This is a genomic window from Streptomyces sp. NPDC096046 (genome assembly GCF_040303285.1).
Classification (GTDB): domain Bacteria; phylum Actinomycetota; class Actinomycetes; order Streptomycetales; family Streptomycetaceae; genus Streptomyces.
On sequence record NZ_JBEOSZ010000002.1, the window covers coordinates 240848 to 254991 of the forward strand.

Annotated in this window: 12 protein-coding genes; 6 read left to right on the top strand and 6 right to left on the bottom strand. The window is 72.7% G+C overall.

Annotated features, from left to right (window positions below; genetic code table 11):
- Positions 1 to 900 precede the first annotated feature (900 nt).
- From ABTX62_RS03525 to ABTX62_RS03540, 4 genes are all read left to right on the top strand, one after another.
- Positions 901 to 1731, top strand: a complete 831-nt coding sequence (locus tag ABTX62_RS03525; protein ID WP_352114603.1) for an alpha/beta fold hydrolase — start codon at positions 901 to 903, stop codon at positions 1729 to 1731.
- A gap of 33 nt (positions 1732 to 1764) precedes the next feature.
- Entirely contained in the window at positions 1765 to 3204 is a 1440-nt protein-coding gene (gene pdxR / locus ABTX62_RS03530) for a MocR-like pyridoxine biosynthesis transcription factor PdxR (protein WP_352114604.1), read from the top strand.
- A gap of 126 nt (positions 3205 to 3330) precedes the next feature.
- Positions 3331 to 4893: an alkaline phosphatase D family protein gene (locus tag ABTX62_RS03535; RefSeq protein WP_352114605.1), complete on the top strand. Its 1563-nt coding sequence runs from the start codon at positions 3331 to 3333 to the stop codon at positions 4891 to 4893.
- 108 nt (positions 4894 to 5001) lie between these two features.
- Complete coding sequence (locus tag ABTX62_RS03540) at positions 5002 to 6258, top strand: GNAT family N-acetyltransferase (protein WP_352114606.1); 1257 nt, start codon at positions 5002 to 5004, stop codon at positions 6256 to 6258.
- Positions 6259 to 6267: 9 nt separating this feature from the next.
- Here the strand turns inward: ABTX62_RS03540 and ABTX62_RS03545 are convergent, their stop codons facing one another.
- Positions 6268 to 7485 carry a trans-sulfuration enzyme family protein gene (locus tag ABTX62_RS03545; protein WP_352114671.1) on the bottom strand — a complete coding sequence of 406 codons (1218 nt, stop codon included), beginning with the start codon at positions 7483 to 7485 and terminating at the stop codon, positions 6268 to 6270.
- Positions 7486 to 7551: 66 nt separating this feature from the next.
- On the opposite strand from ABTX62_RS03545, the gene ABTX62_RS03550 reads away from it, so the two are divergent.
- Positions 7552 to 8043: an Lrp/AsnC family transcriptional regulator gene (locus ABTX62_RS03550; protein WP_283970851.1), complete on the top strand. Its 492-nt coding sequence runs from the start codon at positions 7552 to 7554 to the stop codon at positions 8041 to 8043.
- A gap of 31 nt (positions 8044 to 8074) precedes the next feature.
- Positions 8075 to 9766: a DUF885 domain-containing protein gene (locus ABTX62_RS03555; protein WP_352114607.1), complete on the top strand. Its 1692-nt coding sequence runs from the start codon at positions 8075 to 8077 to the stop codon at positions 9764 to 9766.
- Between the two features lie 19 nt (positions 9767 to 9785).
- Here the strand turns inward: ABTX62_RS03555 and ABTX62_RS03560 are convergent, their stop codons facing one another.
- From ABTX62_RS03560 to ABTX62_RS03580, 5 genes are all read right to left on the bottom strand, one after another.
- A complete protein-coding gene (locus ABTX62_RS03560; protein ID WP_352114608.1) occupies positions 9786 to 10304 on the bottom strand; it encodes an immunity 21 family protein in 519 nt (172 codons plus the stop codon).
- 93 nt (positions 10305 to 10397) lie between these two features.
- Positions 10398 to 11261, bottom strand: coding sequence for a F510_1955 family glycosylhydrolase (locus tag ABTX62_RS03565; RefSeq protein ID WP_352114609.1), 864 nt, complete (start codon positions 11259 to 11261; stop codon positions 10398 to 10400).
- Positions 11262 to 11393: 132 nt separating this feature from the next.
- Entirely contained in the window at positions 11394 to 12074 is a 681-nt protein-coding gene (locus ABTX62_RS03570; protein ID WP_352114610.1) for a DUF305 domain-containing protein, read from the bottom strand.
- 91 nt (positions 12075 to 12165) lie between these two features.
- Positions 12166 to 12630: a hypothetical protein gene (locus ABTX62_RS03575; protein ID WP_352114611.1), complete on the bottom strand. Its 465-nt coding sequence runs from the start codon at positions 12628 to 12630 to the stop codon at positions 12166 to 12168.
- A gap of 211 nt (positions 12631 to 12841) precedes the next feature.
- Complete coding sequence (locus tag ABTX62_RS03580) at positions 12842 to 14062, bottom strand: DUF1015 family protein (protein ID WP_352114612.1); 1221 nt, start codon at positions 14060 to 14062, stop codon at positions 12842 to 12844.
- Between the last annotated feature and the right edge of the window lie 82 nt (positions 14063 to 14144).

The window sequence follows — 14144 nt, forward strand, 5'->3', positions numbered from 1 at the left end:
TCGGCGAACCGCTGGTGGAGCCGGGCCAGGAGGTGCGGCCGGGCTCGCGCACGAGGGACGACACGGCCGCCGTGCGGTGGTCCGCCGCCGGGCCCGGTGCGGGCGTGGGGACGTTCGCGGAGGCGGCGGAGTTCGGGCAGGTCGTGGTGAACGCGGCCGGAGGGCGGGTGGCGCTCACCGCGCGGGAGGCGGAGGGACGGACAACCTCGGCGGGAAGTCCTCGTGGACGTGGCCGATCCGCTGCGTTCGCGGAGGCGGCGGAGTTCGGGCAGGTCGTGGTGAACGCGGCCGGAGGACGGGTGGCGCTCACCGCGCGGGAGGCGGAGGGACGGACAACCTCGGCGGGAAGTCCTCGTGGACGTGGCCGATCCGCTGCGTTCGCGGAGGGTGAGCTGCGGCTGCCCCCGTCGGGTCGGACAGCAGGGGTGAGCAGACCAGCGGGCGCTTGCACGGGCACGCGTGGTGAAGACGCTCAACACGGCCGGCTGCCGGGTGATGGCGGAACCGGACCGTGTGCCGGGAGAGCACAACGTCTTCGTGTGCGGAGAGGGCCCGGGCGCCAAGGAGCAGGTGACGGCCCGGCCCGGGGAGTTGGGGCCGCCAACCGGGCGCGTGCTCGATCTCGGGGGCAACCGGGCGGCACGCGCGCGGGGCGGCAGAGGGCCCCCGCGCGCTGTCATGCCGACATCGGTCGTTGCACCCGGCGTGGACATGTGGCTGCCCCCTGCGGGCCGGCCTGTTCCGGCCGTTCGGGCACGGTGAGTTCAACCGGGAAGCGCGCCGGTCGCGTTGAGCGGCCCAGGGCCGTGAAGGTGACGCCACCATGGGGCTACCCGCGGGTAGTAATTGCTGACAAGCTGTCTACGGCGTCCGTCAGCGAGTACAGCCGAGGAGCACCCCATGTCCGCCACCGTCTCCTTCAACGTCGCCTCCGCGCAGGGCGAGCAGAGCGTGACCCTGTCCTACACGCGCCGGGGCAGCGGCGAGCCGCTCCTCCTGCTGCACGGCATCGGTCACCACCGCCAGGTGTGGGATCCGGTGATCCCCGCGCTGGCGGCCGAGCGTGATGTGATCGCCGTGGACCTGCCCGGCTGCGGCGAGTCGCCGGCGCTGCCGGACGGCATGGCCCACGACCTGCCCACGATGAGCGCGGTCCTCACGGCCCTGTGCGAAGCGCTGGAGATCGAACGGCCGCACGTGGCCGGAAACTCGCTGGGCGGCCTGCTGGCCCTGGACCTGGCCCGCACGCGCCTCGTCCGCTCGGTCACCGCCCTGTCCCCCGCCGGGTTCTGGAACGCGGCCGAGCGCCGCTACGCCTTCACGGTGCTGATGACGATGCGGCAGATCGCCCGGCGGATGCCGCCGCCGCTGGTGGAGCGACTGGCCCGCCCGGCCATCGGCCGCACCCTGCTGACGAGCACCATCTACGCCCGCCCGGGCCGCCGGTCCCCCGAGGCCGTGGTCGCCGAGACGCTCGCGCTGGCCCGGGCCCAGGGGTTCTCCGAGACGCTGCGCTCCGGCCGGACCGTGCGGTTCACCGACGACATCGTGGGCACGCCGGTCACCGTGGCGTGGGGCAACCGGGACCGGCTGCTCATCCCCCGTCAGGGCGTGCGTGCCAAGGGCGTCATCCCCGGGGCCCGGCTGGTGCGGCTGCCCGGCTGCGGCCACGTCCCGATGAACGACGACCCGGCGCTGGTGGCCCGGGTGGTGCTCGACGGCAGCCGCTGACCCCACGCCGGGGACGGCTTAAGGTCTCCCCCCATGAGACCAACGCAGAGCGTCCCGGGCGACGGTGGCGCGTCCGCCGCCTGGGAACTGCTGCTCCCCGCCGCGTCGGCACCGGCACGCACACGGGGCCGTTCCCTGCAGGCGGCGCTGCGCGAGGCGGTCCGCTCGGGCCGGCTCACGCCGGGCACCCGGCTGCCGTCGAGCCGGGACCTCGCGGCGGACCTCGGGGTGTCGCGCGGGCTGGTCACGGAGGCGTACGAGCAGCTGACGGCGGAGGGCTACTTGCGCAGCGGCCGGGGCGCCGGCACGTGGGTGGGCGCGGCCGTCCGGGCCGCACGGCCGCGGGCGCACGACCTCGCTCCGCGATCGCCCGGCTCCCGGGCGGACTTCGTGCCCGGGACACCGGACCTGGCCCTGTTCCCGCGCGCGGCGTGGGCCGCCGCGCACCGCGGTGTGCTGGCGGAACTGCCGCACCAGGAGTTGGGCTACCCCGATCCGCGCGGGCTGCCGCGGCTGCGCGGCGCGCTGGCCGAACTGCTCGCCCGGCGGCGGGGCGTGGTGGCCGACCCGGAACGGATCGTGGTCGTCTCGGGGGTGGCCCAGGCGACGACCCTGCTCGGTTTCGCGCTGCACGCGCGCGGGGTGCGCGCGGTCGGCGTGGAGAACCCGGGCAGTCCCCAGCACGACGCGCTGTACGGCGCGGCCGGGGTCGGCGTCGTACCGCTGCCGGTGGACGAGGAGGGGGTCGCCCCCGGGCCACTGCGGGCGTCGGGCCTACGGGCCGTGGTGACGACCCCGGCCCACCAGTTCCCCACCGGCATCGCCTACTCGGCCCGGCGTCGCGCCGAGTTGCTGGACTGGGCGCGGGCCGTGGACGGCATCGTCCTGGAGGACGACTACGACGGCGACTTCCGCTACGACCGTGCTCCCGTCGGCGCGCTCCAGGGCCTCGACCCGGACCGCGTGGCCTACACGGGCTCGGTCAGCAAGTCCCTCGCCCCGGGCCTGCGGCTGGGCTGGCTGCTGGTGCCGGAGTCCTGGGCGCAGGAGATCGTCGAACGCAAACGCACCATGGACCTCGGCCACCCCGCCCTCGACCAGGCGGTGTTCGCCCGGTTCCTGGAACGCGGCGACTACGACCGCCAGCTGCGCCGCTGCCAGCGCGCCTACCGCGAGCGGCGTGACGCGCTGGTCGCCGCCCTGGACGCGCACTTCCCCGGATCCCGGGTGTCCGGGATCGCCGCGGGCCTGCATGTGATCGCCACACTGCCGGAACGGTGCGGACCGGAGGAGCACTTCCTCGCGCGGGTGGCGGAGGCGGGAGTGGCGGTACGCCCGTTGTCGGCGTACGCCCACCCGCGGACCGAACCGGAGGGTGCCGAGGAGGTTCGGCTCGTCCTGGGGTACGCCCATGTGCCGCCCGCCAGGATCGCCGAGGGCGTACGGCTGATGGCCGAGGCCGCGGCCGGATGATCCGGCCGGTTCGCCGGTTCCCTCCTCCCGCGGGCAGTTGTTCACTCGGGGTTCGTGTGTGCGCTGCGGCGTGCCAGTAGGTGTGGCTCTGCACACTGGCCGGATCGAGTCCCTGGAGGCACATCCATGTCACACCGTCCGTTGCCCGGGCGCCGTAGCGTCCTGCGTGGCTCCCTCGCCGCGTCGGCGGCCCTGTCCCTGCCCACCGCTCTCGGCGCGGCACCCGCGTTCGCGCGCTCCGGGCGCCCGACGGCGGGGTGGGGTGTGCAGGCGGGAGACGTGACCTGCGACTCCGGGCTGGTGTGGGTGCGCTCCGACCGTCCGGCCCGGATGATCGTCGAGACGTCGGCGACCGAGTCGTTCCGCGCCGCCCGCAGATGGCACGGCCCACGGCTGGGTCCGGGCACCGACTTCACCGGCACGACCCGGCTGCGGGGCCTGCCGTCCGGCGAGCAGATCCACTACCGCGTGCTGCTGGCCGACCCGGACGACCCGCGCCGCACCGGCGAGCCGGTCACCGGCACCTTCCGCACGGCGTCGGCCAAGCGCCGCGACGGTGTGCGGTTCGTCTGGTCCGGCGACCTGGCCGGGCAGGGCTGGGGCATCAACCCGGAGTTCGGCGGTTACACGATCTACAACGCGATGGCCGCCCTCGACCCGGACTTCTTCCTGTGCAGCGGCGACACCGTCTACGCCGACGGCCCGATCACCGAGACCGTGGCCCTGCCCGGCGGCCGGACCTGGCGGAACGTCACCACCGAGGAGAAGGCCAAGGTCGCCGAGACGCTCGGGGAGTTCCGCGGCAACTTCCGGTACAACCTGCTCGACGAGAACCTGCGGGCCTTCAACGCCCGGGTCCCGTCCATCGTCCAGTGGGACGACCACGAGGTCACCAACAACTGGTACCCGGGCGAGATCCTCACCGACGCCCGGTACACCGAGAAGCGCGTCGACGTGCTCGCCGCCCGTGCCCGCCGGGCCTTCTCGGAGTACTTCCCGATCTCCACGCTGCGCCGCCCCGGCGGCCGTGTCCACCGCGTGCAGCATCACGGTCCGCTGCTGGACGTCTTCGTCCTGGACATGCGCACCTACCGCAACGCCAACTCGCCGAACGACCAGCCGGTGGATCCGCAGGGCATTCTCGGCCACGAGCAACTTCAGTGGCTCAAGCGCGAGCTGTCCCGCTCCCGGGCCGTGTGGAAGGTGATCGCCTCCGACATGCCGATCGGCCTGGTCGTCCCGGACGCGCCGAACATCGAGGCGGTCGCGCAGGGCGACCCCGGCAAGCCGCTCGGCCGTGAGCTGCAGATCGCCGAACTGCTGCGGTTCGTCAAGCACCGGCGGATCACGGGCACGGTGTGGCTGACCGCCGATGTGCACCACACCTCGGCGCAGCACTACCAGCCGTCGAAGGCGGTCTTCAGCGACTTCGAGCCGTTCTGGGAGTTCGTCTCGGGTCCGCTCAACGCCGGTGCCTTCCCGGCGAACGCGCTGGACGGAACCTTCGGACCGGACCGTGTGTTCGTGAAGGCACCGACGACCGCCAACGTCTCGCCCGCCGGGGGCTTCCAGTTCTTCGGCGAGGTGGACGTCGACGGCCACAGCGGAGAGCTGACGGTCCGTCTGCGGGAGCAGGACGGCACGGTGTTGTTCACGCAGGTGCTCCAGCCGGGCCGGGTCGGCCAGTAGGTACGGAACGCAAAGTTTGAAGCGTCGACAAAGAGGGAAAACCCGCCCTTTACCCGGCAGTCACAGAACGTTCTCGATCGCGCAACACCGTTCCTTCACAGTGGGTGCATGACGCGAGAAGTGACTCATGTGCCGCACCACGACGCCGACTCCCGCCCCGCCACACCGTGGCAGCGGATCTCCGAGACGTTCCGGACCTGGCGAACACGACGCCACGAACACGCACCGCCGACGCGTGATACCGGGTCCCCGGCGCCGGAGCCGGTGCCGGGGGCGAACACCCTGTGGCGGATGCGGACCACGGTGCAGGACGAACCGGGGTCTCTGGCGACCCTCTGCGCGGCCCTGGCCGGGCAGAGGGTCGACATCCTGAGCCTCCAGACGCACCCGCTGGCCGAAGGCACGGTCGACGAGTTCCTGCTGCGGGGCCCGGCCGGTCTGCCGGCGGCCGGGATCACCGCGGCCGTCGAGTCGGCCGGTGGCGCCGACACCTGGATCGAGCGGGCCGACGCCCACGACCTGGTGGACGCGCCGACCCGCATCCTCGGGCTGGCCGCCCGCACGGCCCTGGACGCGGCGGAGCTCCCGCTCGCCCTGCGGCAGTTGCTGGGCCGGTGCACGATCCGTTCCCAGCCCGCTCGGGCCGGCGCCGGCCGGGCGCCGGGCGGCCTTCCGGTGGAGGGGGCGCTCGACGACACGGTGATGCGGCTGCGCGCTCCCGAAGGCGGAGTGATCACCGTGGAGCGGCCGTATCTGCCGTTCACCCCGACCGAGTTCGCCCGGGCCAGGGCCCTGGTGGAACTGGACGCCCGGCTCGGGCCGCGTCTCCCGCACGGGCGGGACCAGCTCACCCTCGCCGAGGGCAGCGACATCACCGTGCGGCGGGCCGACACACGCGACCTCGAAGCGGCCAGGGCGATGCACGAGCGGTGCTCCCCGCACACGTTGAGGCTGCGCTATCACGGGCCCGTGCGGGACGCCGACCGGTACCTCAACCACCTGCTCAGTCCGCGCTACGGCCGCACCCTCGCCGTGCAGACGGCCTCCGGGCGGATCGTCGGGCTCGGTCACCTCCTGTGGGACGGGGACGAGACGGAGGTCGCGCTGCTCGTCGAGGACGCGTGGCAGCGGCGGGGCGTCGGCGCGCAGCTGTTGGGGCGACTGGCCGGGATGGCCGCCGAGGCGGGCTGCTCGAGTGTGTATGCCGTGACGCAGGCCTCCAACACGGGGATGGTGGCCGCGATGCGCGGGCTCGGGCTGCCTCTCGACTACCAGGTCGAGGAGGGGACGCTGGTCATCACGGCACGGCTGGGCGAGGTCGTCGCGTCGGGCGCGGAAGGTCTGGGAAGCACCTCGGCGCCGTAGCCGTCGTCGTCAGCCGACGGGGGCGGGCGCGGTGCGGCTCGTCGCGCGGTTCCGCCCGCCCCCCTGAGGGCCGGAGAGGGCCTGGTCGAGATCCGACCACAGGTCCTCCACGTCCTCCAGACCCACCGACATGCGCAGCAGCCGGTCGCTCACCCCCGCTTCCCTGCGGTCGTCCGCGTCGACGATGCGGTGGCTGATGGAGGCCGGGTGCTGGATGAGGGTGTCCACGCTGCCCAGACTCACCGCCGGGGTGATCAGGCGGACGTCGGCGATGACCTCGTGCGGGTCGCCGTGCACCTCGAAGGCGACCATGGCGCCGCCGATGCGCGGGTAGTGCACCCGGGCGATCCGCGGGTCGGCGACCAGGCGGCGGGCCAGTTCGGCGGCGGTGGCGGAGGCCGCCCGGACCCGGACGGGCAGGGTGGACAGACCGCGCAGCAGCAGATATCCGGCCAGCGGGTGCAGGACGCCGCCCGTGGCGAAACGCACCTGACGCAGCCGGCCGGCGAACTCCTCGTCGCAGGCGACGACGCCCGCGAGCACGTCCCCGTGCCCGCCGAGGTACTTGGTGGCGCTGTGCAGGACCAGCCGGGCGCCCTGCTCCGCGGGGCGCTGCAGGACGGGTGTGGCGAAGGTGTTGTCCACGAGCAGCGGCACCGAGCCGCAGGCGTGGGCGACGGCCCGCAGGTCGACCTCGGCGAGGGTGGGGTTGGCCGGGGACTCGACCAGGACCAGACCGGTGTCGGGGCGCAGCGCGTCCGCGACCCCGGCCGGGTCGGTCCAGGTCACCTCCGAGCCGAGCAGCCCGGCGGTCAGCAGATGGTCGCTGCATCCGTAGAGGGGACGGACGGCGACGACGTGCCGCAGGCCCATCGAGCCACGGACGAGGAGGACGGCGCTCAGCGCGGCCATGCCGCTGGCGAACGCCACCGCCGCCTCGGTGCCCTCCAGGCGGGCCAGAGCCGTCTCGAAGCGGGCGACGGTCGGGTTGCCCAGCCGTCCGTAGACCGGCGGGCCGTCGGGCTCGGCGCCGGTGGTGGCGAAGGCGTCGATACGGGCCGCCTCGCCGCGGCTGTCGTAGGACGGGTAGGTGGTGGACAGGTCGATCGGCGGGGCGTGCAGCCCCTGCCGGGCGAGGTCGTCCCGCCCGGCGTGCACGGCCTCGGTGGCGAGGGCTCGCGGTGCGGTGCGTACGTCGTCGTGGGCGCGCGTGCTCGTTGTGTCCATGTCCATGGGGGCAAGGGTGAACATCGGCCGGGTCGTCGGCACGATATCCCGTGCTACGTTCGGCCCATGGCCGAATCCGTCGTACTCGATCCGGTGGATCTCCATCTGCTGCGGCTGTTGCAGAACGACGCCCGGGCGACGTACCGGGATCTCGCCGCGCAGGTCGGGGTGGCGCCGTCGACCTGTCTGGACCGGGTGACGCGGCTGCGCCGCTCGGGCGTCATCCTCGGTCACCGGCTGGAGCTGGATCCGGCCAAGCTGGGGCGCGGACTTGAGGCCCTGCTGTCGGTGCAGGTCAGACCGCACCGGCGGGAGCTGGTGGGGCCGTTCGTGGAGCGGATCCGGGCCCTGCCGGAGTCGCGGACGGTCTTCCACCTGACCGGCCCGGACGACTATCTGGTCCATGTCGCGGTCGCCGACATGGCCGATCTCCAGCGGCTGGTGCTGGACGAGTTCACCTCGCGCCGGGAGGTGGCGCGGGTGGAGACCCGGCTGATCTTCCAGCAGTGGGAGTGCGGGCCGCTGCTGCCGCCTTCGCCCTCGGCTCAATCCGCGTGACGTGTGCGGTCCGTCGTACGAGGATGGCCGCATGTCTGAGATCAAGAGCCCGCTGCCCCGTGAGGTCGCCGACGCGTACGTCGACGAGCTCGTCGCCCTCGATCCGATCACCGGTACGTTCCTCGGCGACAAGGAGAGTTCGAGCAGGCTGCCCGACACCTCACCCGCGGGCCAGGAGGCGCTCGCGGAGCTGGCACGCCGGACGCTGGCCCGGCTGGACGAGGCCGAGCGGCTGCCCGGCGCGGACCGTGACATCGAACGCCGGTGCGCGCGGCTGCTGCGCGAGCGGCTGGGCGCCGAACTCGCGGTGCACGAGGCCGACGAGAGCCTGCGTTCCGTCAGCAACCTGAGCTCCGTCGCCCATGCGGTGCGGCAGGTGTTCACCGTGACGCCGGCGCAGTCGGAGGAGGACTGGGCGGCGATCACCGAGCGGCTGCGCGCGGTCCCGGACGCGCTGGAGGGATACCGCCGGTCCCTCGCGCTCGGCCTGGAGCGGAAGCTGTACGGCGGCCCCCGCGCCACCGCCACCTTCGTGGGGCAGCTCGGCGAATGGGCCGACGCCGACGGCGAGGGCCACGGCTGGTTCGAGCAGTACGCCGCCGCCGGCCCCGAGTCCCTGCACTCACAGCTGGACGCCGCCGCCCGCTCGGCCACCGAGGCCGTCGTCCGGCTGCGCGACTGGATGCGGGACGTGTACACGCCGGCGATCGAGGGCGCGCCCGACGTGGTGGGCCGGGAGCGGTACGCGCGCTGGGTGCGCTACTTCAACGGCACCGACCTCGACCTGGACGAGGCGTACGCCTACGGCTGGTCCGAGTACCACCGCCTCCTCGGCGAGATGAGGAGAGAGGCCGAGAAGATCCTGCCGGGCGCGGGCACACCGTGGGAGGCACTGGCCCACCTCGACACGCAGGGCACGCACATCGAGGGAGTCGACGAGGTCCGCGACTGGCTGCAGAGCCTCATGGACGAGGCGATGGACGCGCTCGACGGGACCCACTTCGACCTGGCCGAGCGGGTGCGCCGGGTGGAGTCGCGCATCGCCCCTCCGGGCAGCGCCGCCGCTCCCTACTACACGCCCCCCTCGGACGACTTCTCGCGGCCGGGCTGCACCTGGCTGCCGACCATGGGCGAGACGCGCTTCCCGGTCTACGACCTGGTGTCGACCTGGTACCACGAGGGCGTTCCCGGCCACCACCTCCAGCTGGCCCAGTGGAAGCACGTGGCGCAGGACCTCTCCCGCTACCAGGCGAGCGTCGGCATGGTGAGCGCCAACGCCGAGGGCTGGGCGCTGTACGCGGAGCGGCTGATGGACGAACTGGGCTTCCTCACGGACCCGGAGCGCCGGCTCGGCTACCTGGACGCGCAGATGATGCGGGCGGTGCGCGTCATCATCGACATCGGCATGCACCTGGAGCTGACGATCCCGGACGACTCCCCCTTCCACCCCGGGGAGCGCTGGACGCCCGAGCTGGCCCAGGAGTTCTTCGGCTCGCACAGCAGCCGCCCGGCCGACTTCGTGGAGAGCGAGCTGACGCGCTACCTGTCCATGCCGGGCCAGGCGATCGGCTACAAGCTCGGCGAGCGGGCCTGGCTGCTCGGCCGCGAGAACGCCCGCACGCGGCACGGCGACGCCTTCGACCCGAAGGCGTGGCACATGGCGGCGCTGTCCCAGGGCTCCCTGGGGCTGGACGACCTGGTGGACGAACTGTCCCGGCTGTAGGCGCCCTTGCGGGGCGTCGCTACCGCGGCGCCTGGAGGCGCAGCTCGATCAGGTCCAGCCAGGTCTCCGGGCCCGGCTGGACCCTCGCCGCGCGGACCGCGTACCTCCCCGGTTCCAGCACCACCCGTACCTGGTCGGTGCCCGTGAGGTCCGTCCCGGGCCAGGCCGCGTCGAAGAGGCGGACGGGGCCGGGCACCTTCCAGGTCGTCTCCGGTCCCCATTGCGCCGTGGCGGCCGCCGCCGGGACGCTCGCCAGGAGTTCGTCCTCGGAGTCGCCGGCGCACCACCGGACGAACACGCCGTGGTCCGGCAGATAGGCGGTCGAGGCGGGCTCGTCACCCAGGACCAGGGCGGTGCAGTCGCCGACCGGGAGGAGGCCGACGTGGCCGTCCACCTCGCAGGCCCGGTCGTAGTCCGAGGCCGTCTCCTCGCCGTCGGCGCCCGCCCAGAACGGCAGGACGGGCTCCGGTACCGCTATCAGCGGCCCGCCGCCCGACTCCACCCATTCCACCGCGCCCGGCTCCGCGTATCGCACCATGGCGCAGAACCTACAGGGTCAACACCCGGCCCCCGACCGGGGGTTTCCCGGACGGCCCAGCCGGTGCGCAGTCTCCGCGTGGGGAGATACCGCTCAGTGGGCGCCGCTCGACTCGACGGCGAGGCGCTTCGTGAACGCCTTGCCGCCGTCCTTCGACTCGTACACCCCGCTCTGGGTGGCTGCCAGGATGTGCTCGGCGTCGACGGCGGTGAGAGCCTGGGGCCGGCCGCCCGGAACGGTGGCGGCCTTCTTCCAGGTGCTGCCGCCGTCACTGCTGCGGTGTACGGCGCCGGAGGTGTCGATGCCGTACAAGGCGTCCTTCGCCGCCCAGGAGAGGAAGGCCATCACCGGCTTCTCACCCTTGGCGAAGGTGCTGCCGCCATCGGCGCTGCGGGCTACGCCGTCGGCGGTGGTGGCGAGCACGAGGTCGGGTTCCCGCGGGCTGACCGCGATGTCGGCGGCTTCCACCCGCGCGCCGTCCTTCCAGGAGACGCCGTCCTTGGTGGTGCGCACCAGACCGTTGGTGGAGTCGTAGCCGTAGACCGTGCCGTGTGCGAACTCCAAGGCGTGGAAGTCGGACTCGCCGGACAAGGACAGGGACGTCCAGGTCTTGCCCGCGTCGGTGCTCTTGATGAGCCCTTTGTTGCCCCCGGTGGTCGGGTGGCCGCTGGCATAGAAGGTCTTCGCGCCCGCCACGGTGAAGCCCATGAAGTCGTCCTTGCTGTTTCCGACCAGCTCCGGCTCCGCCTCGGCGCCGGGGGTGTAGACGCCTTCGTGGGTGGCGACGTACAGGCGCTGGTCGGCGGGGTCCAGACCGAGACCGTGGATGTGGCTCACGGTCTTCCCGGAAGCGGTGGAGCCGGTCGAGTCCGTGTCGTCTCCCCGGTCGGAGCAGGCAACCAGGGAAAGGGTGAGAGCCAGGGCCGTGGCCGCCATGGCGGCACAACGCTTGTTCATGATTCCTCGCAGGCGTGCGGGCGCACCGGAGCGGCGACGGCCGATCACGGTGACGGTAACAAGGGGGGATGACCGCCCGGGCTCCCCGGGCGCGGGCCTGGGAGCCCCGGGCGGTCAGTGGCCGGATGTGGATCAGAGCCGGTCGAGGATCCTCTCGAACGTCTCGACCTCGGCGGACTGGGTCTTCACGACGTCGGCGGCGAGCTTCCTGGCCGGGTCGTTACGGCCCTTCTTCTGCTCGTCCTCCGCCATCGTGATGGCACCCTTGTGGTGCTCGATCATCATCTCCGCGAACATCCGGTCGAACTCGGTGCCCTTGGCGGCCTTGAGCTTCTTCATGTCCTCTTCGGACATCATCCCGGACATCCCGGAGCCGTGGTCCATGCCACCGGACCCATGGTTCATGCCCGGCATGCTCTCCTGGGCGGACTCCGGCTTGCCCCAGGCCTTCAGCCACGACTTCATGGTCCGGATCTCGGGGTCTTGCGCCTTCTCGATGTCCGCGGCCAGGGTCTTGATCTCCGCGTCGGCAGCACGGCCGTCCGCGAGCTCGGACATCTCCAGGGCCTGCTCGTGGTGCGGGATCATCATCTGCGCGAACACGACGTCCGCGTCGCTGAAGGCGCCGGGCGCCGGGTTGTCACCCGCCGTCGGGGTGGAGGTGGCGGAGGCGGAGCTGCCGCTCCCGTGGTCCATGCCCTCCGTGTCGTCCCCGCCGCATGCGGCGAGCAGCAGCCCGCCTGCCACGACAGTGCTCACGATGGCCGAACGACGACGAAGACGACGACGCAGGGCAGGGTTGTGGGCGGTCATGTGCGTAATACCTCGCTTGATCAGTTCTGCGGTGAAGGTGCTGGTACGCGCGGTGTGCGTGGGCATGCGAAGCCCGCGCCGCGGTTCCGGCCTATATCCGCAGGACTGACAGCTGAGCGAGGAGAGGTCTGGGTGGCGGCGGGAGGGGGCCCATCACGGCCATCGCTCGGGCGAGCAGGGCCGTCAGCCGCTCCTTACGGCGGGCCGCCGCGCACAGGAACAACCACAGCAGCCATCCGGTGAGCACCGCCACACAAACGGACAGCACGTCCATGCCCGTCATGGGCCCGTCCGCGGTCGCTTCGGGCGGCGCGACCGCCCCGTGGTCCGCCATGGCCACGGGCTCCGTGGACGTACCGGTCCGGGCGGTCTCCTGGGCCATGACGTCCTGGTGCGCGCCGGCGACCGCATGGGGTGCGCCGCCTGCCCCTGAGCCGGACGAGTGCTCGGGATGACCCATCGTGTGCATGGCGAACACGCCGAAGGTGAGCGCGGCGACCAGCAGGAGGTACCCGAGGGCCCCTCCCACACGCAGCCGACTGCTCACACGCAACATGCCGGACATGCTACTCAGTCGATTCACGGACCGGCGCCCCACCGGTCGCTCATCCGCCCCCACCGGCCCTCGCACCGGCCCTCGCAGGCAGGAGGGTGCTTCGGGAGGCCTCTCCTCATCGGCCGTCTCTCCCCAGGGTGCGGTCCGCGTGCCTCGGTGATCCCACATCTCGACATGGCGGCACATCCCCGTCGAGACCGCCGGAACGGCACTACGACAGGCCCAGCACGCGCATGGCCAGACCGGCCGTCGGCTTGGGACCGAACGAGGTGGACTTCCGCGGCAACAACACGCCGGCACCGGCCAGTTCCCACACCGTGTCCCGACTGATCACGGGCAACAGGAGCGCGCTGCCACTCCCCGTTGCGGACACGGCGGTCGTGGCCTGGCGGATGTCGTGGAGGTACGTCACGGCACCGGGCAGGTCGGGGACGGACCAGGCGTGACGGAGCAGCAGGTGGTCGCTGACGGCAGCGGGGAGCCGCGCCCACTGGCGGGGATGACCCACCAGGGCTTCTTCCAGGGTTCGAGGGTCGGGATGTGTGATGCTCCAGGCCTCTCCCCCGCCGGTGAGTACGAGTTCACCGGGCCCGGGCGGACGCGGCCCTCCCGGCAACGGGAGTACCCGGGCCACTTCGGCCGCCCTGCGTGCGGCCTTCTCCGGTTCCAGTGCCGGCAGTACTCGATGGATCGCGGAGAGCCGCAGAGGGTACGTCACGGTATCGACCAGGAGGGCGAGGCTGCTGGTCCACGGGCCTGCCGCGTCCGCGCACAGGTGCAGGCAGGCGGCGTGGCGGTGGTGGCCGTCGGCGATGAGGGCCTGCCCGACGGACAGGCCGCCGGACAGAAGCGCGAGTTCCGCGGGATCGTCGCACGCCCACATGATGTGGGTGATCTGTCCGGTCCGGGCGACGGCGACCGGTGTTCGGCGGGTGATGTGGTCCACGAGCCGTGCCGACGTCGACTCTGTGCCCCGGTGGGCCAGCAGCAGTGGTTCCAGTTGGGCGCGGAGCCCCGACATATGGGCGGCGCGCTGCCGGACCGCATGAGCCGACACGTCTTCGTGCGGCAGCAGTTGTCCCGCCTGACGTGGCAGCAACAGGTCCCCGACCAGGCCACGTTGGAGGATCCGGGCGCCACGCTGCTGCTGGTAGACGTACAGTGCGGGCCGCTCGTCCCGGCGGAGTACGCCGCGCCGCAGCCAGCGTCCCAGTTCGCGGGCGGCGTCCTGCGGCGCGTCCGCGTACAGCAGTCGCGCCACGTGGTGCGGTTGGCGCCGGAGCGCGCGGATCTGGGCTGGGTGAAGGTCGTCGTGGGGCGGGGAGAGGAGCTCGGACGGGTCGCCGACACGGTCCGCGTCATAGCGCACTGCCCGGAAGGGGCGGAGCTGCAAGGGGGTCGGCTCGGGGAAGGGCACCGCGGGAGCGGGCATGGCGGACTCCTGGAGAAGGGCAGGGCCCAGTAGGGGCGGGGGCACCGTGTGGTGCCCCCGCCCCTGGGCCGGTGGGCCGGTG